This is a genomic window from Mycobacterium sp. SMC-19 (genome assembly GCF_045310815.1).
Lineage (GTDB): Bacteria > Actinomycetota > Actinomycetes > Mycobacteriales > Mycobacteriaceae > Mycobacterium.
The window spans coordinates 240,385-260,744 of sequence record NZ_JBJIAM010000006.1 but is presented as its reverse complement, the minus strand read 5'-3'; the positions used below and the strand labels follow the sequence as shown (position 1 = coordinate 260,744).

Sequence of the window (20,360 nt, the reverse complement as noted above, 5' to 3'; positions counted from 1 at the left end):
TGGGCCTTCACGAGCAGGTCAGGTCCTCATCCAGACGGCGACTGAGAGTCTACATATATGGCATAAATCAGACCATTAGTACGTCTTTATGGCATTCTGCCGTACGTTCAAGTGGACATTGGTCGGCTCAAACGCTACCGTCAAGCACCGTAGGGGGACGGGCACAGATTTCATTAAGCCCAAGCAAAGTTTCAGTAAAGTTCAGAAGGGGTGGGCCAACGGTGGCACATATTCGACGCGGTAGTCACAACACTCAATCGGCAGTGCGGCGGCGCGACCGCGCGATCGGGGCGGCCGCCTCGGTCGGGGCATTCTTCGCGTTCGGAATGGCACCCCTGGCGTCCGCCCCGACCGCGCAGGCCGACGACTTCGGCCTGGACGCGTTCTGGGACATGTTCGGCGTCGGCGACAGCAACACCTCGGGCTTTGACCTGTTCGACGTCTCCGCGTGGGGTGTCCCGGGCGCGGCCGACAGCGGCCTGTTCGACGCCGACTTTGCCCAGATGTGGCAGGAGAGCTTCTACCTCCCGCTGCACGCGATGATGCAGGACTGGATCACCAGCGACTTCGGTTCGAGCGTCAACGGTGTGGTCAACCAGTTGTTCGCGCCGTTCACCGACGGCTTCTGCGGGATGATCTGCAACGGCGCCGACGGCACCGAGACCAGTGTGGACGGCCAGGCCGGTGGGTTGTGGTTCGGCGACGGCGGCAACGGCTGGGGCTCGAACCTCGAGGGCGTAGGCGGCGGCAACGGCGGCCACGCCGGCGGTATCGGCAACGGCGGTGACGGCGGCGTCGGCGGCCTGGGCGCCGATGGCGGCAACGGGGGCCACGGCGGCGAGATGTGGGGCAACGGCGGCGACGGTGGCGCCGGCGGTAACGGCACCGCCACGTTGGACGCGGGTAACGGCGGCAACGGTGGCTCATCGGGCCAGGCCCAGGACTTCTTCGGTATGGGCGCGTGGGGCAACGGCGGCAACGGCGGGGCCGGCGGCGCCGGCTGGACCGGTACCAACGGCTCCGCGGGCAGTGGTTCCGGGGGCGCCGGTGGTGACGGTGTTGCCGGTGGCAACGCCGGCAACGGTGGCGTTGGCGGCGCCGGTTCCTCGTACGTCGGCATCGGTGGCAACGGTGGCGCGGGCGGAGTCGGCGGCTCCGGCGGAAGTGGTGGCAACGGCGCGGCCGGCGACGGTGGCACCTTCGCCAACAACGGTTCCGGAGACGGTGCCGTCGGCGGCAACGGTGGTAACGGTGCCGTCGGCGGCAAGGGCGGTGTCGGTGGTGCGGCCGGTGTCGGAGGTTCGGCCAACGGCACGATCGGTGCCGACGGTGACGGCGGCGTCGGTGGCAACGGCGGGCTCGGTGGCGACGGTGGTACCGGTGCTGCCGGCCTCGCGGTGAACGGCGTCGGCGCCAACGGTGCCGGCGGCGGTAACGGTGGCGCGGGCGGTAACGGTGGTGCTGCGGCAGCCGGTGGTGCGGCCGGTGGAGCCGGGGCCAACGTGGGCGCGGCCGGTGTCGACGGCGACGGCGGCGATGGCGGTAACGGCGGCAACGCCTCGGCCGCGACCGACGGCCGCGACGGCGTCAACGGCTACCGCGACGGCGGCACCCCGCCCGACATCTCGGCTACCAGTGGCGGTAGTGGTGCTGCCGGAGGTAACGGCGGCGCCGGCGGCAGCGGCGGCGGGACCGCCGGTAACGGCGGCAACGGCGGTGTCGGCGGTGCCGGCTCCGATGGCGGCAACGGCGGCCATGGCAGTGCCTCGATTCACGGGACGACCGATTCCGTACACGGCCTGTACAACGCCCCCGGCAATGGTGGCTCGGGCGGTGCCGGCGGTAACGGTGGTGCGGCCGGTGCCGGTGCGGCCAACGGCAACGACGGGCTGATCGGTGACGGCGGCAACGGCGGTAACGGCGGTGTCGGTGGCGATGTCGCCGATGTGCGGGACTACGCGTCGGTGGAGGGCCCGGCTGGTTCCGGAACCCTGGGACCGCAAGGTCAGGCTGGTGTGGGCGGTAACGGCGGCGCCGGTGGGTCTGGCGCGACGGGCGGTAACGGCGGCGCCGGCGGTGACGGCGGTAACGACCTGTACGCCGGTGGCACCCACGGCGGCAACGGCGGCACAGGTGGTGCCGGCGGCGCCGGCCTGGAGAACGCCGACGGCACCGGCGGTGTCGGAGGCGACGGCGGTGCCGGGGGTAACGGTGGTGACGGCAGCAACATCCGTTGGGGCGACCCGGACTGGCAGACCACCTCCGGCGATTCGTCCTCGGGCCCGATCGACGGCCTGCACGGCGGCGCCGGCGGCGACGGCGGTGCCGGCGGTGCTGGTGCCAGCACCGGTGGAAACGGTGGTAACGCCGGAGACGGAGGAAACGTCCTCACCCCGGCATTCGGTGACGACGGCCTCAACGGTGGCGCCGGGGATACCCCGGGTACCGGCAGCGCCGGTGGTACCGCCGGCACCGGTGGCTCCGCCGGTACCGGTCCCGACGCCGGTAGCGCCGGTCAGGACGGCACCCCGGGCGTCGTTCTGCCCTAGTAAGTCAGCTCGAGAGAAGCACCCCGCACACGCGTGCGGGGTGCTTTTCATTCCGGCCGCGACCGGTCCTAGGAGCTAAACGCCGCCTCGGGCAACCAACTGTGCCGCAATGACATTGCGCTGGATCTCGTTGGTGCCCTCGCCGACAATCATCAGCGGCGCGTCCCGGAAGTAGCGTTCCACGTCGTATTCGGTCGAATAGCCGTAGCCGCCGTGGATACGCACCGCGTCCAGCGCGATCTCCATGGCGGCCTCCGAGGCGAACAACTTGGCCATGCCGGCCTCCATGTCGCAGCGTTGCCCGCTGTCGTAGCGCTCCGCCGCGTACCGGGTGAGCTGGCGGGCAGCGGTGAGTTTGGTGGCCATGTCGGCCAGGTAGTTGCCCACACTCTGGTGCTTCCAGATCGGCTTGCCGAAGCTCTCCCGCTGCTGCGCGTAGGCCAGCGCATCCTCCAGCGCGGCAGTAGCCACACCCAAGGCTCGCGCCGCCACCTGAATACGACCGGTCTCCAATCCCTTCATCATCTGGGCGAAACCGTTGCCGGGCGTGCCGCCGAGCACCGCCGACGCCGGCACCCGGCAAGCGTCGAAGCTCAGCTCGCAGCTCTCCACCCCCTTGTAGCCCAGCTTCGGCAGGTCGCGTGAGATCGTCAGCCCGTCGCTGGGGTTCTCCACCAACAGCACCGAGATGCCGCTGTGTCGCGGGGTGGCCTTCGGATCGGTTTTGGCCAGCAGCGCAATCAATCCCGAGTAGCGGGCGTTGGAGATCCAGGTCTTGGAGCCATTGATCACCAGCGTGTCCGGGTCGGCAGAAGCCGCAGCGGACGTCGTCATGTTCTGCAGGTCGCTGCCCCCGCCCGGTTCGGTCAACGCCATGGTGGCGCGCAGCGCTCCGGTGGCCATGGCCGGCAGGTAACGCTGCTTCTGCTCGTCGGTACCGAACAGGGTCAGCAGCTTGGCGACCACGGTGTGGCCGCCCATCGCCCCGGCCAGGCTCATCCAGCCGCGGGCCAGTTCCTGTGTGACCAGCACGTAGCACGGCATCGACACCGGCGTCCCGCCGTACTCCTCGGGAACAGCCAGACCGTAGATGCCGAGGTGCTTCATCTGTTCGATCCACGCCTCCGGGTAGGTGTTGGCGTGCTCGACGTCGCGGACCGTCGGCTTCACCTCCCGGTCGATGAACTGACGCACGGTTTCGACCAAGATCGACTCTTCGTGGTTCATCGGTTCACCGTATGCCAGGATTTTCTTGTGACCAGCGGCCCCTACTTCGACGAACTCCAGGTCGGTCAGGTGTTCGACGCGGCCCCGGCAATGACCCTGACGGCCGGTGCGGCGGCGCTGCACCAGGCCATCCTCGGAGACCGGCTACGCCTGCCGCTGGACGCCGAGTTGTCCCGGGCGGTGACCGGGGCCACGACTCCCTTGGCCCACCCCGGACTGGTGTGCGACGTCGCGATCGGGCAGTCCACCCTGGTCACCCGGCGCGTCAAGGCGAACCTCTTCTACCGCGGCCTGGCCTTCTTCCGGTATCCGGTGATCGGCGATACGGTTTTCACCCGCACCGAAGTCGTTGGACTGAAGCAGAATTCGGCCAAGCCCGGGCGCGAACCCACTGGGCTGGTGGCGCTGCGGGTCACCACCATCGATCAGGTGGACCGGCTGGTGCTCGACTTCTACCGCTGCGCGATGCTGCCGCTGTCGCCGGGTGTCTCCGATACCGGCCACGCCGATGACCTGTCCGCCATCGGCGCGGGGCTCGCGGCGCCGCCGGACGTGACCGCGGATTGGAACGCCGCGGAGTTTCGTCAGCGGGTGCCGGGGCCACACTTCGACGCGGCGATGGCGGGGACGGTGCTGACCAGCACCGGTGATGTGGTCTCTTCAGCTCCGGAGCTGGCTCGGCTGACCCTCAACGTTGCTGCCACCCACCATGATTCGCGGGTGGCCGGGCAGCGGCTGGTCTACGGCGGACACACCATCGGCCTGGCGCTGGCGCAGGCTTCCCGGCTGCTGCCGAATCTGGCCACGGTGCTGGGCTGGCAGTCCTGCGATCACACGGCGCCGGTCCACGAAGGCGACACCCTCTACAGCGAACTGCACATCGAATCCGCCCGCGACAGCGTGTTGGAGCTGCGGTCGCTGGTCTACGCCGCCGGTGCCGACGGTGAACCGGACCGTCAGGTGCTGGACTGGCGCTTCACCGCCTTGCAGTTCTGAGGCCGGGTTCCTACTTTGCGCGAGCGCGCGTGTTTGCACCCGACACGCCGCGCTCTTGTGTACAACTGCGCACGTTCACGGCTGATCGCGAGCGTGCGCGGTTAGTGCGGTAGGTCCCGGAACGGGGCGTCGCGATAGGGGTCGGGTTCCTTGGGCAAGCCCAACACCCGCTCGCCGATGATGTTGCGCTGAATCTGATCGGTGCCCCCGCCGATCGAGGTGAAGTAGGCGTTGAGCGCCCGGAAGGTCACCGCGTCGCCGACCGGATTGTCCGGACCGCTCAGCAGCGACTCGACGCCGACGATCTCGGTCTGGACCCGGGCGGTCTCGTGCAGGATGCGCGACATCGCAATCTTGCCCAGTGCCAGCAGGGTGGCTGATTCGGCGCGGTCGCTGCTGGTCTTAGCCCGCTGATTGTTCCAGCGGTTCACCGTCGTCAGCGCCTGGATGCGGGCGATCTCCTGGCGGATGTGCGAATCGGGAAGGCAACCGGCATCGCGGGCCAATTCCACCAAACCGCTGGACTTCTCCTTGCGGCGCGCAGTGCGTGCGACGTCGCCCATCAGCCGGCGCTCGTAGCCCAATGCCACCTGCAGCACCGACCATCCCTCGCCCGGCTCGCCGATCCGGTTGGCGTCGGGGACCCGGGCGTTGGTCAGGAACACCTCATTGAACTCCGATTCGCCAGTGATCTGGTGGATCGGCCGGACCTCCACGCCGGGCTGGCGCATCGGCAGCATGAAAAAGGTGATGCCGTTGTGCTTGGGCACGTCCGGGTCAGTGCGCGCGACCAGCATGCCGTAGTCGGCGGTGGTCGCGAACGACGTCCAGACCTTCTGCCCGTTGATGATCCAGTCGTCGCCGTCGCGCTCGGCGCGGGTGCGCAGACCGGCCAGGTCCGATCCCGCGCCGGGTTCACTGTAGAGCAGGCACGACTTGGTCTCGCCGCGCAGCGCCGGCGGCAGCAGCCTGTGCTTCTGCTCGTCGGAGCCGCGGTCATGGATTGTGCAGGCGAACAGGTCGGCCCGGTCGTGGCCGGTTCCGGGAGCGCCGACGGCAGCGAACTCCGCTGCCACCAAGCGGGATTGGCGGTCAGTCAGGCCGCGGCCGTAGCAGTCCGGCTCCCAGCTCGGAGCGGTCCATCCGGCAGCGAGGATCGCCGCGGCGAAGGTGGCCCGGTCGGTACCGGGTGACCAGTTGGCGGCCAGCCAGTTGCGGACTTCACCGCGAAGTTCGTCGTTGGGGTCGGGCAGCGTCATCTCACGCTCCGATCTCTTGCAGGTAGCGCTCCCGGTGCCAGGAGGGGCTGCCGAACAGGTGGGCGTCACTGCGTGCCCGGCGCAGATACCGGTGGGCGGGATGTTCCCAGGTGAACCCGATCCCGCCGTGCACCTGAATGTTGGTGGCGCCCACAAAGACGAAGGCATCCGAGCAATACGCCTGGGCCAGTGCGAGATCGGCGGACCAGTCGCCGGATCCTTCGGCGCCGGCCGCGGCCACATGGCGCGCGGCCGTCACCGCCGACTCGGCCTCCAGCAACATGTCGGCGCACATGTGTTTGACGGCCTGAAAGCTGCCGATGGCCCGGCCGAACTGATAACGGGTCTTGGCGTAGTCGCGGGCCATCTCCATGGCGAACCGGGCGGCACCGGCCTGCTCGCCGAGCAGTGCCACCGCGGAACGGTCCAGCGCGGCGGTCACGGCGGCGACGCCGGCTCCGGCCGACCCCACCGGCGTTGCCGGGGCGTCGGCCAATCGGACGAGACACAGCCGGCGGGAGGGATCGACCGTGGTCAGCGGTTCCACCGTCACGCCCGGTCCGGCCGGGTCGACGGCGAAGATCCCGGGTCCATCCGATGATCCGGCCAGCACGTAGAGCAGGTCGGCGGCGTCCGCGTCGAGCACGAACCGCTTCTCGCCGGAGACCAGCGGGGTCGCTTCGCCGCGGGCCGTGGTGGTCGGCGTCGCGGGTGGACGGGTCGAATCGCCCTCGGCGAAGGCGACCGCGACCCGGGTGCGCCCGGCAGCGATGCCCGGCAGCACCGCCTCGCGCTGTGCCGGGTCGTCCGCTGTCATAAGAAGATTGACCGCAAGTACCGCCGAGGACAAATACGGACCGGAGTACAGGACCCTGCCCAGCTCTTCGGCTACTACGCCTACCTCGACCAATCCGGCGCCGGCGCCCCCGTACTGCTCGGGCACCAACAGTCCGAGCAGGCCCATGGCCGCCAACTCTGACCAGACATCGTCGTCGGGCGAGCGTTTGGTCATCAACTCGGCGACCCCGCCGCGCAGTGCCCGCAGTTCCTCCGGGCTGGAGCCGGCCACCGGGTCAGGCCTTCCGGCCGAAGGCTTGCCGCAGGCTCTCGCATTGGCCGGCGAAGAACGCCCGCGAGACTGTGGCTTTGGGCATCAACAGATCGAAGCCGTGGAACGCCCCCGGGACGGTCTCGACCTCGCAGGGGACGCCGGCTTGACGCAGCCGCTCTGCGTAGGCCAGATCCTCGTCGTGGAACAGGTCCAAGGTGCCCACCCCGATCCAGGCCGGTGCCAGCCCGCTCAGGTCGGCACGCCGTGCCGGTACCGCGACCTGTGGATCCGCGTCGCCCAGATACGCGGTCCAGCCGAACAGGTTGCTCCGCGGAGTCCACAGTCGGTAGCTCCGATTGGCCGGCAGTGCCGCGCTGCGATCATCGAGCATCGGGTACACCAGCAGCTGCAACACGGGGGATACCTCTCCGCGGTCGGCAGCCCATTGCGCCAGGGCCGCGGCCAGCCCGCCGCCGGCACTGGCGCCGCCGATCGCGATCCGGGCCGGATCGACCCCGGGCAGCTCAGCGAGCCGGGTCAGTGCCGCCCAGCAGTCCTCCAGCGCGGCGGGATAGGGGTTCTGCGGCGCCAGTCGGTAGTCCACTGACGCGACCGTGGCACCCAGTTCGGCGCTGAACCTGCGGCAGAGGCGGTCGTCCTGGGCGGCCGTGCCGATGACGTAGCCGCCACCGTGGATCCACAGCAGTGCCGGTGCGGGATCGGCGGGCCGATTCGGCGGCCGAAAGAGCCGGACGCCGGCGCCCGAGGGCAGGCTCAGGACCTCGACGTCGCCGGGAGTGCGCCGGCCCTGTATCCCGGTGAGTGTCTGCAGCACCGGCAGCGTCCGACGCCCGATCCCGCCTCGCGGAAGGAATCGGGCAGTTCTGCGCAGATCTGGATGGAACCCGCTGCTTACCATCGGCTCAGTATTACCGGCGCCGCACTGGCGGCGTCGCCAACCCACCCGATTGCGGTCGCCTCAGACCCCAAACGCGGTACCCTGCGCCAATGACGGGACGATCGCAGACCCCGGAGACCGGGCTCGACCTGGCCGGCCGGCTGCGTTGGCTGATGCGAGCTCGGCCGAGCGACTACCTGCTGGCACTCAGCGTTGCCTCAGCGTCCTTGCCGGTGGTCGGGAAGCACCTCGAACCCCTGGGCGGGATGACCGCGATGGGGGTATGGGGCACCCGCCACATGCCGGAGTTCTTCTCCAATGCCGCCAAATCCTGGCTGGCCCCAGGGGCCGCGACCATCCGCAAGCAGGAGCGCGAGCAGACCCATGTGGTCAGCGATGCCGCGCTGCGCGGTGTGGTCTCGGCGGCCGATCTCGACATCGATTGGCCCGAACCGGAGCAGGCTCCGCCGGTGGTGAAGGCGTTGCAGCACCGGCGGCACATCTATCGCTCCGGTGTGCAGTACGGCAGCGATCCCGCGCAGGTGCTCGATGTGTGGCGGTCCAGCGAGCTGCCGGACGGTCCGGCGCCGGTCCTGATCTATGTTCCCGGTGGTGCCTGGGTACACGGCAGCCGGCTCTTGCAGGGTTATGCGCTGCTGTCCCACTTGGCCGAGCAGGGCTGGGTGTGCCTGTCGATCGACTACCGGGTCGCGCCGCACAACCGGTGGCCGAGCCACATCGTCGACGTCAAGACCGCGATCGCCTGGGCGCACGCCAACGTCGACAAATTCGGCGGCGACCGCAATTTCGTGGCCGTGGCGGGTGCCTCGGCCGGCGGGCATCTGGCCGCCCTGGCCGGGCTGACCGGAGGCGCGGTCAGCGACCCTGAATTCGCCGACCAATTGCCGGCCGGCGGGGACACCTCCGTGGACGCCGTGGTGGGTATCTACGGGCGCTACGACTGGGAGGATCGCTCCACCCCCGAACGGGTCGCATTCGTCGACTTCTTGGAGCGGGTGGTGGTCGGTCGATCGATGCGGCGCCATCGCGACCTCTACCGGCAGGCCTCCCCGATCGCGCGGGTTCATCCGGATGCGCCGCCGTTCCTGGTGGTCCATGGCAGCGCCGACACGGTCATCCCGGTACAGCAGGCCCGTAGCTTCGCCGACCGCCTGCGAGCGGTGTCACGTTCCAAGGTCGGGTACCTGGAGCTGCCTGGAGCCGGGCACGGTTTCGACATGACCGACGGGGCCCGCACCGGTGCGACGAGCACGGCAATCGGTTTGTTCCTCAACCAGATTCACCGCGACCGCACCACGGTCGGGAGCAAACAGATCATCTGAACCCGTCCGCCACGGTATGGTCCGTGCATGGCGAGGGGTGTGGGGTGAAGCGGCTCACCGGGTGGGATGCGGTTCTGCTGTACAGCGAGACGGCGAACGTGCACATGCACACTCTCAAGATCGCGGTGATCGAGCTGGATTCCGATCGGCACGGCTTCGACGTCGAGGCGTTCCGGCGGGTGATTCATGGCCGGCTCTACAAGCTGGATCCGTTCCGCTACCAACTGGTGGACATCCCCGGCAAGTTCCACCACCCGATGTGGCGGGAGAACTGCGAAGTCGACCTGGCGTATCACATCCGGCCGTGGTCGCTGCCCGCTCCGGGCGGCCGCCGTGAACTCGACGAGGCGATCGGTGAGATCGGCAGCACGCCGCTGGACCGTAGCCGCCCGCTGTGGGAGATGTACTTCATCGATGGGCTGGCAAACAACCGGATCGCGGTGGTCGGCAAGATCCATCACGCACTGGCCGACGGGATCGCGTCGGCGAACCTGATGGCCCGTGGCATGGATCTGGTGGCCGGTTCGCAGAACGAGCGTGACTCTTACGAAACCGATCCCGCGCCCACCGGCGGCCAGCTGGTGCGGTCGGCATTCCGTGACCATTTCCGGCAGATGGGCAAGATCCCGGCGACCATCGGCTACACCGCGGCCGGCATCGGCCGGGTCCGGCGCAGCACGCGCAAACTCTCCGCCGACCTGACCCGGCCGTTCACCCCGCCGCCGAGCTTCATCAACCACGTACTCACGCCCGATCGCCGGTTCGCCACCGCCACGCTGGCGCTGGCCGATATCAAGGCGACCAGCAAGCAGTTGGGCATCACCATCAACGACCTGGTGCTGGCCATCTCGGCCGGGGCGCTGCGCACGCTGCTGCTGCGTTACGACGGGAAGGCGGATCACCCGCTGCTGGCGTCGGTGCCGATGAGCTTCGACTTCTCCGCCGACCGGATCTCCGGTAATCGGTTCTCCGGAGTGTTGGTGGCACTGCCGGTCGATGTGGCCGACGTTCGGGAGCGGATCGCAAAAGCCCGGGAGGCGGCCGATTTAGCCAAGGAGGCCCATCACCTGGTCGGGCCGGAGCTGGTCAGCCGGTGGTCGGCGTACCTGCCGCCGGCGCCGGCGGAGTCGTTGTTCCGATGGTTGTCGGGTAAGGACGGTCAGAACAAGGTCCTCAACCTCAACATCTCCAATGTTCCCGGCCCGCGAGAGCGCGGCAGGGTCGGCGGCGCGCTGGTCACCGAGATCTACTCGGTGGGGCCGTTGACCGCCGGCAGCGGTCTGAACATCACCGTGTGGAGCTACGTGGACCAGCTCAACATCTCAGTGCTGACCGACGGTGTCACCGTTGAAGATCCGCATGAGGTGACCAGTGCACTGGTCAACGAGTTCGTCGACATCCGCCGTGCCGCTGGGCTTTCCGAGCAGCTGACCACCGTCGAGACCGCGATGGCGCCCGCCTAGATCTCAGTCGGACGCCGCCAGCGCCTGCAGCTCGCGACGCAATACCTTGCCGGTGTTGTTGCGTGGCAGCGCCTCCATGATGGTGATGTCACGCGGCACCTTGTAGCCGGCCAGATTCTCCCGGACATGCTGCTTCAGCTCGTCGACCGAGGCCGAGCTACCGGGCGTCAACACCACGAAGGCCACCAGCCGCTGCCCGTAGTCGGCGTCGTCGACACCGATCACCGCCGCCTCGGTAACGGCACCGTGCTTGATCAGTGCCTTCTCCGTCTCGATCGGGTAGACGTTCTCGCCCCCCGAGACGATCATCTCGTCGTCCCGGCCGACCACGAAAAGCCTTCCGGTGTCATCGAAGTAGCCCAAGTCGCCGGACGCCATGAAACCGTCGTGGAACAGCTTCGAGTCACCCCCGGTGTAGCCGTCGAACTGCGAGGAGTTGCGCACGAAGATCTGCCCGGTCACCCCGGCCGGAACTTCGGCGAAGTCAGCATCCAGGATCCGGACCTCGCTCCCCGGTGCGGGGCGACCGGCGGTGTCGGGGGAGTAGCGCAGGTCTTCCGGTGTTGCCAGCGCGATCATGCCGGCCTCGGTTGCGTTGTAGTTGTTGTAGACCACGTCGCCGAAAGTGTCCATGAACGCCGTGACCACGTCGGGATGCATCCGCGAGCCGGAGGCCGTCGCGAATCGCAGTGACTTGCAAGGGTATTGAACCTTAACCGCGTCCGGCAGTGCCATGATCCGGTCGAACATGACCGGTACCACGCACAGTCCGGCCGCGTGGTTGGACTCGATCAAGGCCAGGGTGGCCTCGGGGTCGAACTTCCGCCGGGTGGCGATCGTGCAGGCCATGGTCAGCGCCAGCGCCAGCTGGGAGAAGCCCCAGGCGTGGAACATCGGCGCGGCGATGACCACGGTTTCCTCGGTGTGCCAGGGGATCCGGTCGAAAATGGCTTGCAGGTCGGCGATCCCGCCCCCGCCACGTCCGGAGCGGCGTGCCCCCTTGGGGGTACCGGTGGTTCCGGAGGTGAGCATGACCAGCTTGCCGCTCCGCGACGCTTTGGCCGGTCGACGCCCGGCGTTGGCGTCGATCAACTCGTCTGCGGTCAGGCCGGGGACCTCGCTGTCGGTCCAGCTCACCACCCTCGTGCACCCGGAGGCTGCCGGCACGGCCAGATCCACGGCGGCGGTGAACTCTTCGTCGTAGAAGATCAGGTCGACGCCTTCGCGGGCGACCACTTCGGCCAACGCCGGCCCGGCGAAGCTGGTGTTGAGCAACAGCACGTCGGCGCCGACCCGGTTGGCGGACGCCAGCGCTTCGATGAAGCCGCGGTGGTTGCGGCACATCAGGGCGATTGCCCGGGGCGTGCGGCCGGGCAGCCGTTGCAGGCCGGCGGCCAGCGCGTTGCAGCGCCGGTCGAGCTCGGCGTAGGTGCACGTGCCGCGCTCGTCGAGGATCGCCGCGCGGTCGCCACACCTCTGGGCCGCCATGGCGATCCCGGTGGTGGTGGTTCCACCCTCGGCGGCGGCAGCGGCGGCTATCCGGAGGTATTTGTCCGGGCGCATGGGCGCCAACAGTCCGGCCCGGCTGAAGGTCACCAGCATCGAGCCGACCCGATTGAGCGAGTCGAACAGGCCCATACCGCTCAGCCCAGGATCGGTAGACGGCGCTCGCTGGCGAGCTTGTCCAGCGCCTTCTGCATGACTTCGCGCACGTGCGCGTCGACGACGTCGATGTCGGGGTCCTCGCCGAACTCCGCGACGATGTCGATCGGCTCGCATACCTGCATGACGATCTTGGTGGGCAGCGGCAGGTTGACGGGCAACACCGCGGAAAGCCCGAACGGGAAACCGAACGAGATCGGCAGGATCTTGACCCGCATCAGTTTGTCCAGCCGCAGAGCCTTGGCCAACCCCGTGCCGCGGGTCAGATAGAACTGGCTCTCCTGGCCGCCGATCCCTACCGTCGGCACGATCGGCACACCGGCGTTGAGCGCGGCGCGGATGTAGCCCTTGCGGCCGCCGAAGTCGATCTTGTTCTCTTCCAACGTCGGTCGGTACACGTCGTAGTCGCCGCCCGGGAAGACCACCACCACACCGCCGGAGCGCAGGGCCTCGTCGGCGTTGGAGTGGTTGGCCGGGATGAACCCGGTCTTGCGGAAGAAGTCGGCGGTGAAACCGGTGAAGATCAGGTCATGGCTCAGGGTGTAGACCGGACGCTCGTAGCCGAACGTGTCGTAGAAACCAGTGGCGAACACCGGGACATCCATCGCGAACAGGCCGCCGGAGTGGTTCGACACCACGAGGGCGCCGCCGTTCGGGAATGATTCGAAGCCCCGTACCTCGGCGCGGTGGTAGCCCTTGATGAATGGTCGCAACAGGCCCATCACCCGTTCGGTCAGGCCCGGGTCCCACTTCGTGATGGGCCGTGGAACGTCGTCCGACCAGTCGTTGTCCGGCGTGTCCACCGCGGCCCCCTCAATTGAAACGTGTTCTAGTTTTACCTATATTACCGGCTCAGACCCGCTGGTGGATACCATCAGCGCACTTGTTCCGAGAGCCGAGGGGAGCTCCGCATCGACCTGCAGGCGTACTTCGACCGCATCGGCTATCGCGGTGGCACCGAGCCGACGCATGAGACGCTCACCGCCCTGGTGTCCGCGCACGTCCGGCGCATTCCGTTCGAGAATCTCGACCCCCTGATGGGTGTACCGGTGATCGACCTCAGCTCGGCGGCACTGAGCGCCAAGCTGGTGGCGCGACGCCGTGGCGGCTACTGCTACGAGCACAACAACCTGATGTGCGAGGTGCTGTCTGAACTCGGCTTCGGGGCCGAGCGGCTGGCCGCGCGGGTGGTGTGGATGGCCCCGGAAGGGCTGGAAGGCCCGCCGAGCCCTCAGACGCACCAGGCCTTGGCGGTGACGATCCCGGGCTCGGACCAGCTCTATCTCGTCGACGTGGGATTCGGCGGGCAGACACCGACCGCACCGATCCCGATGGTCCCCGACGAAGTTCAGCAGACCTCGCATGAGCCGTTCCGGTTGCGTCGGCACGGCAATGACGCGGACGAGTTGGTGTTGGAGACGCTGATCGGTGAGCGCTGGCGGCCGCTGTACATCTTGGGCCTGCGGCCGCGGCCGCTGATCGACTTGCAGGTGGGCAGTTGGTATGTGTCCACCTTCCCCGAGTCGAATTTTGTGGTCGGCCTCAGCGCCTCCTTGGTGACCGACGATGCACGCTGGAACCTGCGCGGTCGCAACCTCGCCATCCACGCCGGCGGTGGCACCGAGCGGATTCGGTTCGACGACGCCGCCCAGGTGTGCACGGCCCTGACCGACCGCTTCGGCATCGATCTGGCCGAGCTGGGCGACGTCGAGGCCAAAGTGGCATCGGTGCTGGACACCTGATGGGCAAGATCGCGTGGGCGGGCGTCATGACGGCCGCGGGACTGGCCTTTGCCGGTGTCGCGTCGGCCGGGCCGATGCCTGGCATCGAGCTGCTGGACGACAACAGCAGCTGCACGGCGGGCTTTCTCACCCAGGACGACGTCGGCGGCTACTACCTGCTGACCAGCGGGCACTGCGACTCGCATGACGGATCGCAGTGGACCGACATCTTCGAGACGCCGCTCGGCATAATCACCGCCAGCGAGGACAACGGTGAGGACCGCGACGCCGCGATCATCCGGCTCGACCCGGATGCCGGTCGACCCAACCCCAAGATTGCCGGCCGCTACCCGGTGGCGGGCGTGCTGTCGGCGGATCAGATTCACGTCGGGATGACGATTTGCAAGACCGGCGCCCAGACCGGTGAGACCTGTGGTCCGGTGACCGCCGTCAACGGCAACCTCGTGGAAACCCGCGTGTACAGCACCATCGGGGACAGCGGCAGTCCCGGCTTCGTGGTCAACCCCGACGGCAGCGTCAGCGCGGTCGGGATTCTGCAGGGTGGACCCGTGGACGACGACTCCAGCACCGACTTCGTCCTGGTGGAGCCGATCCTGCGCCAATGGGGATTGCACGTAGTGCGTTAGAACGTTGCGATTCCGGCGACCCGCGCATCGTCAAGGTGCATGCTGGAATCATGGGTCACTTCAAGAGCAATGTGCGCGACCTGGAGTTCAATCTGTTCGAACTGCTGAGCCTGGAGAAATGCCTGGCTGATGGCGCGTTCGGAGATCTCGACGGCGACACCGTGCGCCAGATGCTGGCCGAAGCCGCCCGGCTGGCCGAGGGGCCGGTAGCCGAGTCCTTTGCCGCCAGCGATCGCCATCCGCCGGTGTTCGATCCGGCCACCCACCATGTGACGCTGCCCGAACCCTTCAAGGAGTCGTTGCGGGCCTGGAAAGAGGGCGAGTGGTTTCGGATCGGCCTGGTCGAGGAGGTAGGCGGGGTGCCGGCGCCGTCGATGGTGTCCTGGGCGATCAACGAACTGGCGCTGGGCGCCAATCCCGCGGTGTTCATCTTCATGGCCGGCCCGATCTTCGCCAACATTCTCTACGGGCTGGGCAACGAGCAGCAGCGGCACTGGGCCTCCATGGCGATCGAGCGGAACTGGGCCGCCACCATGGTGCTCACCGAACCCGACGCCGGCTCTGACGTCGGGGCGGGCCGAACCAAGGCCATCGAGCAGCCCGACGGCAGCTGGCACATCGACGGCGTCAAGCGATTCATCACCAATGGCGACACCGACGACCTGTTCGAGAACATCATGCATATGACCCTGGCCCGACCCGAGGGTGCCGGACCGGGGACCAAGGGGCTCAGCCTGTTTCTGGTGCCGAAGTTTTTGCCGGACCCCCAGACCGGGGAGCCCGGCGAGCGCAACGGGGTCTTCGTCACGGGGCTGGAACACAAGATGGGACTGAAGGTTTCGACCACCTGCGAGCTGACCTTCGGTCAGCATGGCATCCCGGCGAAAGGGTGGCTGGTCGGCGACACTCGCAATGGCATCGCGCAGATGTTCCACGTCATCGAATATGCGCGAATGATGGTGGGAACCAAGGCGATCGCCACGCTGTCCACCGGCTATCTCAATGCCCTGGAGTACGCCAAGACGCGCATTCAGGGGGCCGACCTGACCCAGATGACCGACAAGACCGCGCCGCGGGTGTCGATCATCCATCACCCGGATGTGCGGCGCGCCCTGATGATGCAGAAGGTCTACGCCGAGGGCATGCGGGCGCTGTACCTCTACACCGCCGCCCACCAGAACCCGCAAGTTGCCATGCAGGTGTCGGGCGCCGACGCCGAGATGGCCGAACGGGTCAACGACCTGCTGCTTCCGATCGTCAAGGGCGTCGGCTCGGAGCGGGCCTATCAGTACCTGACCGACTCGCTGCAGACCTTCGGCGGCTCGGGTTTCCTGCAGGACTATCCGATCGAGCAGTACATCCGTGACGCCAAGATCGATTCACTGTATGAGGGCACCACCGCGATTCAGGCGCAGGACTTCTTCTTTCGCAAGATCGCCCGCGACCGCGGGGTGGCATTGGCGCATCTGGTAGCCCAGATCGAGGCGTTGATCGACAACGCCGACGGCCACAAGGAGCTGGCCGACTCGCGCAAGCTGCTGGCCGCCGCGCTCGACGATGCCCGGGCGATGGTGGCCGCCATGACCGGATACATGTTCGGCTCACAGCAGGACCCCCGAGAGCTCTATCGGGTGGGCCTGGGCTCGGTGCGGTTCCTGCTGGCCGTCGGCGATCTGGTGATCGGCTGGCTGCTGATGCGTCAGGCCGAGATCGCGCTGACGGCGCTGGACCAAGGGGCGTCCGGTGACGAGCAGCATTTCTACCGCGGAAAGGTGGCGGCGGCAAAGTTCTTCGCGGCCAACGTGTTACCCCGCCTCGGCGCAGACCGACGCATGGTGGAAAGCGAGGATCTCGCGTTGATGGATCTCTCCGAGGACGCGTTCTAGCGAAGACGTCCCGCCGTGGACACCCACACCCGGAAGTACCAGCTGCCCGACCACGGCTATGCCATCGTGCGGTGGGCCCACGAGCTGGCCCAGGGCCGCGGCGCGGTCGTGGTGGAACCGGACATCGAGGCGGTCCGCCGTCGTGACGGCGCACTGACCTTCGTCGACGTGGCACCGTTCAAGACCGTGCCGGACGGGCCGCTGTCGGTGCTGCGCGAACTGCTTGACCTCGAAGTCCTGGAGCTGCGCGCCTGGAGCAAGCGCGGATTCGCCCGGTTTCACAAGCGCGCCGCCGCCAAGCGGGCCGAGCGGATCTGCCGGGAACACGGCAGTGACGCCGCGGTCGAATGGGTGCTGGCCAACGCCAGCACCGATCAGGTGGATGTCGGTGAGCTCCGGGACCGACTCGGCGCGCGGCTCTACACCGCCGGCGGGCGCGACGAAGATTTCTACCGCGCCCAGGTGGGGCGCTGCATCGAGCACCGCCGACGCCGCCGACTCAACGGCTGAGCGCGGATCAGCTGCGCCGTTGGCGAACCTTGTAGGTGGACGGCCACGACACTCGGGTGTCGTCGCCTGACAGCGGGGTTCCCTTGGTGCCGACGGTGACGTTGTAGGCCTCCTCGCCGGGGCCGACTTCACGGGTGGCGTGTTCGGTGGCCAGGTAGTACAGCTGGTCGATCTCCAGGTCGACGAAGGCGACAAAGCTCGTCTTGCGCACCGCGTCGCCGAAGCCGGCGGTCATCCGATCCGACAGGATGCGCGATGCGATCGCCGCCGCGGCCAGGGTCGCGAACGGAATGACCCAGGAGCACAGGTAGATCAGCGGTGTGCCGGCGTCGGGCAGCAAGATCTCCGGGATTACCGCCGAGACCAACATTGCCGTCACAGCGCCCACCCAGATCCACGTCACCCGATCCACGACGGGACGCAGCAGTTCGGATTGCGCCACCGCCGCCGGCAGATCCGCCTTGACGGCGGCTGCTACCACGGATCTGCCCAGGGCCATGCCGACAAGCAGCGTCGCGAGCAGTCCGGCGAAACTCAACGCCAGCACCCAGCGCTGCGCCCCGGTGAACGCCAGCGGCAGCGCCGCCAGCACCGTGAAGGTCGCAACGGCGCCGATACTCACGGGCCGTTCCGACGAGTCGCGGTTGCTGACCAGGACGGTGAACGCAACAACCAGCGCCACCGCCGCCGCGATCACTGGCGGCGCATTTCCTACCAACACCCAATACACCGCCCAGGGTGCAAACCACACCAGCACGCCCACGCACGGCAGTATAGGGACTTACCGTTGCAGCAACGGCAAGGTGAACTGATCTGAGCCGCTACCGATCAGGCGTCCAGCGTGTAGCCCATCGGCATCAGCACGCTCTTCTGCTGGGTGAAGTGCTCGACGCCCTCTTTACCGTTCTCCCGGCCGATCCCGGAATTCTTAAAGCCGCCGAACGGGCAGCACGGGTCGAAGGCGTACCAGTTGATCCCGTACGTCCCGGTGCGGATCTTGTTGGCGATCTCAATCCCGCGCGGGACATCGGAGGTCCACACGCTGCCGGCCAGGCCGTAGACCGAGTCGTTGGCGATCGCGACCGCGTCGTCCTCGGTGTCGTAGGCGATGATGGACAGCACCGGCCCGAAGATCTCCTCCTGGGCGATGGTCATGGAGTTGTCCACGTCGGCGAACACGGTCGGCTCCACGAAGAAGCCGGAGTCCAGGCCCTCGGGGCGGCCGCCGCCGCAGACCAGCCGGGCGCCCTCCTCGATGCCCTTGGCGATGTAGCCCTCGACCCGCTCGCGCTGCTTCTCACTGATCAGCGAGCCGATCTGGGCGCCGGGGTCATTCGGCAGGCCGACCGGCAGTGCGGTGACGAAGTTCTTGACCGCCTCCACGACCTCCTCGTAGCGCGAGCGCGGCGCCAGGATGCGGGTCTGGGCCACACAGGCCTGACCGGTGTTCATGATCCCGGAGAACACCAGCATGGGGATCGCCGATGCCAGGTCGACGTCCTCGAGGACGATGGACGCCGACTTGCCGCCGAGCTCCAGCGTGCACGGCTTGAGCAGGTCCGCGGCGCGCTTGCCGATCTCCTTGCCGACGGCCGAGCTGCCGGTGAAGGAGAAGATGTCCACGTCCGGGTTGGAGGTCAGTGCCTGGCCGGTCTCGGCGCCGCCCGGCACCACCGACAGCACGCCTTCGGGCAAGCCCGCGTCGGCGAACGCCTGCGCCAGCAGGTTGGCGCTGAACGGTGTCTCGGCGGCGGGCTTGAGCACCACCGTGCAGCCGGCCAGCAGCGCCGGCCCCAGCTTGTTGACCGCCAGGAACAGCGGCACGTTCCACGCCACGATCGCGCCGACCACGCCGATCGGTTCGCGGCGCACGATCGTCTGACCGTAGGCGCCGGTGCGGACCTCTTCCCAGCTGACCTCGTCGGCGGCGGGTCCGGCGAAGAAGTTCAGGGCGCCCAGCGAGCTCATCCAGTGCATCGTCTCGACGCTCAGCGGGGGCTGGCCGGTCTCGGCGCCCAGCAGCGCGGTGAACTGGTCCTTGCGCTCTTCCATCAGCTTGATCGCCGCGGCGATCACCGCGGCCCGCTCGGCCGGCGGGGTCGACGGCCACGGGCCCGAGTCAAACGCGGTGCGTGCGGCGGCCACCGCGGCGTCCACGTCGCCCTTGGCTGCCAGCGGCACCTTGCCGACATACTCGCCGGTGGCCGGGCTGTGAACTTCGATCACCCGATCGGTGGACGGGGCGGTCCACTTGCCGCCGATGAAGAGGGTGTCGTATTCGGTGATGCTGGAGTCGGTCATGGGCGCCACCCTACCTAGCCGGCGGACGGATTAGAACACGTTGCAGTCAATCCGTTATTCCGGTTGCAGCACCAGCACCAGGTTGCTCACACCGAACTCGCGAATACCCGGCACCTTCGTCATCGACCACGCCCATCGCGGGTGATAACGGGGGAAAGCCGCGACCAGGGCGCCGGTGTGGCGGGCCCAGTCCAGACCCTCGGCGGCGGACACCGCGAACAATGACGAGCCGTAGTTGTTCTTCGGCGGATGACCATGCCGGCGGGTGTAGCGCCGGGCGGCGCGCTGCCCGCCCAGATAATGCGTCAGACCCATTTCGTGGCCGCCGAACGGGCCCAGCCACACCGTGTAGGACAGCACCGCCAGGCCGCCGGGCCGGGTGACCCGCAGCATCTCGTCGCCGAGCTGCCAGGGCCGCGGCACGTGCTCGGCGACGTTGGATGACAGGCAGATGTCCACGCTGGCGTCGGCGAAGGGCAGGGCCATGCCCGAGGCCCGCACGAAGCTGCCTGTGGCATCTGCGGGCCGCGGGCCCGCCGCGTGCATCTCGTCAGGGTCGGGTTCCACCCCGATGTAGCGCAGCCCGGCGGCGGCGAACGCGGCGGCGAAGTAGCCCGGCCCGCCGCCGACGTCGAGCACCGTCTTACCGGCCGGATCGTCGCCGCAGACCCCCCGCCACAGCTCGCTGACCATGGCGGCAGTGTCGTCGGCCAGCGCGCCGTAGAACCGGGCCGGCTCGCTCTGCTCGTAGCGGAACTGGGACAGCAGGCGCACCGAACGGGCCAGCGTCGCGCGTCGCGCGAACAGGTCGGTGGCAGCCACCGAGCCAGCCTAGAACCCGGCCTTG

Annotated in this window: 17 protein-coding genes; 8 read left to right on the top strand and 9 right to left on the bottom strand. The window is 68.1% G+C overall.

Translation table 11 applies throughout. From position 1 onward, the window contains the following. Positions 1-263: 263 nt before the first annotated feature. Positions 264-2,549 carry a PGRS repeat-containing protein gene (locus ACJH5R_RS15655; RefSeq protein WP_406782319.1) on the top strand — a complete coding sequence of 762 codons (2,286 nt, stop codon included), beginning with the start codon at positions 264-266 and terminating at the stop codon, positions 2,547-2,549. Positions 2,550-2,624: 75 nt separating this feature from the next. Here ACJH5R_RS15655 and ACJH5R_RS15650 read toward each other — a convergent pair whose 3' ends face one another. Beyond that, complete coding sequence (locus ACJH5R_RS15650) at positions 2,625-3,776, bottom strand: acyl-CoA dehydrogenase family protein (RefSeq protein ID WP_406782318.1); 1,152 nt, start codon at positions 3,774-3,776, stop codon at positions 2,625-2,627. Positions 3,777-3,803: 27 nt separating this feature from the next. Here ACJH5R_RS15650 and ACJH5R_RS15645 point away from each other — a divergent pair, with 27 nt between their 5' ends. Next, entirely contained in the window at positions 3,804-4,772 is a 969-nt protein-coding gene (locus ACJH5R_RS15645) for a MaoC family dehydratase (protein WP_406782317.1), read from the top strand. A gap of 101 nt (positions 4,773-4,873) precedes the next feature. Here the strand turns inward: ACJH5R_RS15645 and ACJH5R_RS15640 are convergent, their stop codons facing one another. From ACJH5R_RS15640 to ACJH5R_RS15630, 3 genes are read right to left on the bottom strand one after another with little or no spacing between them, the layout of a single operon-like run. Then, positions 4,874-6,031 carry an acyl-CoA dehydrogenase family protein gene (locus ACJH5R_RS15640; protein WP_406758929.1) on the bottom strand — a complete coding sequence of 386 codons (1,158 nt, stop codon included), beginning with the start codon at positions 6,029-6,031 and terminating at the stop codon, positions 4,874-4,876. 1 nt (position 6,032) lies between these two features. Further along, positions 6,033-7,100 carry an acyl-CoA dehydrogenase family protein gene (locus ACJH5R_RS15635; RefSeq protein ID WP_406758930.1) on the bottom strand — a complete coding sequence of 356 codons (1,068 nt, stop codon included), beginning with the start codon at positions 7,098-7,100 and terminating at the stop codon, positions 6,033-6,035. A gap of 4 nt (positions 7,101-7,104) precedes the next feature. Next, entirely contained in the window at positions 7,105-8,001 is an 897-nt protein-coding gene (locus tag ACJH5R_RS15630) for an alpha/beta hydrolase (protein WP_406758931.1), read from the bottom strand. Positions 8,002-8,090: 89 nt separating this feature from the next. On the opposite strand from ACJH5R_RS15630, the gene ACJH5R_RS15625 reads away from it, so the two are divergent. Both ACJH5R_RS15625 and ACJH5R_RS15620 read left to right on the top strand, forming a co-directional pair. Then, a complete protein-coding gene (locus tag ACJH5R_RS15625; RefSeq protein ID WP_406758932.1) occupies positions 8,091-9,323 on the top strand; it encodes an alpha/beta hydrolase fold domain-containing protein in 1,233 nt (410 codons plus the stop codon). A 44-nt stretch (positions 9,324-9,367) separates the two neighbouring features. Next, positions 9,368-10,786 (top strand): WS/DGAT/MGAT family O-acyltransferase, encoded by a 1,419-nt coding sequence (locus ACJH5R_RS15620; RefSeq protein WP_406758933.1) that lies wholly within the window; start codon positions 9,368-9,370, stop codon positions 10,784-10,786. Positions 10,787-10,789: 3 nt separating this feature from the next. Here the strand turns inward: ACJH5R_RS15620 and fadD12 are convergent, their stop codons facing one another. Beyond that, complete coding sequence (gene fadD12 / locus ACJH5R_RS15615) at positions 10,790-12,424, bottom strand: acyl-CoA ligase FadD12 (RefSeq protein ID WP_406758934.1); 1,635 nt, start codon at positions 12,422-12,424, stop codon at positions 10,790-10,792. 5 nt (positions 12,425-12,429) lie between these two features. After that, positions 12,430-13,170: a 1-acyl-sn-glycerol-3-phosphate acyltransferase gene (locus ACJH5R_RS15610; RefSeq protein ID WP_406759026.1), complete on the bottom strand. Its 741-nt coding sequence runs from the start codon at positions 13,168-13,170 to the stop codon at positions 12,430-12,432. 189 nt (positions 13,171-13,359) lie between these two features. Between ACJH5R_RS15610 and ACJH5R_RS15605 the strand changes: the two genes are divergently transcribed. From ACJH5R_RS15605 to ACJH5R_RS15590, 4 genes are read left to right on the top strand one after another with little or no spacing between them, the layout of a single operon-like run. Then, positions 13,360-14,190, top strand: coding sequence for an arylamine N-acetyltransferase (locus ACJH5R_RS15605; RefSeq protein ID WP_406759027.1), 831 nt, complete (start codon positions 13,360-13,362; stop codon positions 14,188-14,190). Further along, positions 14,190-14,816 (top strand): S1 family peptidase, encoded by a 627-nt coding sequence (locus ACJH5R_RS15600; protein ID WP_406758935.1) that lies wholly within the window; start codon positions 14,190-14,192, stop codon positions 14,814-14,816. The genes ACJH5R_RS15605 and ACJH5R_RS15600 overlap by 1 nt, the downstream gene beginning before the upstream one ends. Positions 14,817-14,866: 50 nt before the next feature. Then, a complete protein-coding gene (locus tag ACJH5R_RS15595; RefSeq protein ID WP_406758936.1) occupies positions 14,867-16,702 on the top strand; it encodes an acyl-CoA dehydrogenase in 1,836 nt (611 codons plus the stop codon). A 15-nt stretch (positions 16,703-16,717) separates the two neighbouring features. Then, positions 16,718-17,212, top strand: coding sequence for a hypothetical protein (locus ACJH5R_RS15590; protein WP_406758937.1), 495 nt, complete (start codon positions 16,718-16,720; stop codon positions 17,210-17,212). Between the two features lie 7 nt (positions 17,213-17,219). On the opposite strand, the gene ACJH5R_RS15585 is transcribed toward ACJH5R_RS15590, so the two are convergent. From ACJH5R_RS15585 to ACJH5R_RS15575, 3 genes are all read right to left on the bottom strand, one after another. Then, positions 17,220-17,975: a hypothetical protein gene (locus tag ACJH5R_RS15585; protein WP_406758938.1), complete on the bottom strand. Its 756-nt coding sequence runs from the start codon at positions 17,973-17,975 to the stop codon at positions 17,220-17,222. A 65-nt stretch (positions 17,976-18,040) separates the two neighbouring features. After that, positions 18,041-19,513, bottom strand: a complete 1,473-nt coding sequence (locus ACJH5R_RS15580; protein ID WP_406758939.1) for an aldehyde dehydrogenase — start codon at positions 19,511-19,513, stop codon at positions 18,041-18,043. 54 nt (positions 19,514-19,567) lie between these two features. Further along, the gene (locus tag ACJH5R_RS15575) at positions 19,568-20,335 is read right to left on the bottom strand and encodes a class I SAM-dependent methyltransferase (RefSeq protein WP_406758940.1); all 768 of its coding nucleotides are present in this window, start codon (positions 20,333-20,335) and stop codon (positions 19,568-19,570) included. Positions 20,336-20,360 lie beyond the last annotated feature (25 nt).

What these genes read in the sequence shown, in the direction of transcription:
- ACJH5R_RS15595 (WP_406758936.1), top strand. Translation starts at nt 14,867, where the DNA reads ATGGGTCACTTCAAGAGCAATGTGCGCGACCTGGAGTTCAATCTGTTC.
- ACJH5R_RS15610 (WP_406759026.1), bottom strand. Translation starts at nt 13,170, where the DNA reads ATGGGCCTGTTGCGACCATTCATCAAGGGCTACCACCGCGCCGAGGTA.
- ACJH5R_RS15580 (WP_406758939.1), bottom strand. Translation starts at nt 19,513, where the DNA reads ATGACCGACTCCAGCATCACCGAATACGACACCCTCTTCATCGGCGGC.
- ACJH5R_RS15625 (WP_406758932.1), top strand. Translation starts at nt 8,091, where the DNA reads ATGACGGGACGATCGCAGACCCCGGAGACCGGGCTCGACCTGGCCGGC.
- fadD12 (WP_406758934.1), bottom strand. Translation starts at nt 12,424, where the DNA reads ATGGGCCTGTTCGACTCGCTCAATCGGGTCGGCTCGATGCTGGTGACC.
- ACJH5R_RS15630 (WP_406758931.1), bottom strand. Translation starts at nt 8,001, where the DNA reads ATGGTAAGCAGCGGGTTCCATCCAGATCTGCGCAGAACTGCCCGATTC.
- ACJH5R_RS15600 (WP_406758935.1), top strand. Translation starts at nt 14,190, where the DNA reads ATGGGCAAGATCGCGTGGGCGGGCGTCATGACGGCCGCGGGACTGGCC.
- ACJH5R_RS15640 (WP_406758929.1), bottom strand. Translation starts at nt 6,031, where the DNA reads ATGACGCTGCCCGACCCCAACGACGAACTTCGCGGTGAAGTCCGCAAC.
- ACJH5R_RS15650 (WP_406782318.1), bottom strand. Translation starts at nt 3,776, where the DNA reads ATGAACCACGAAGAGTCGATCTTGGTCGAAACCGTGCGTCAGTTCATC.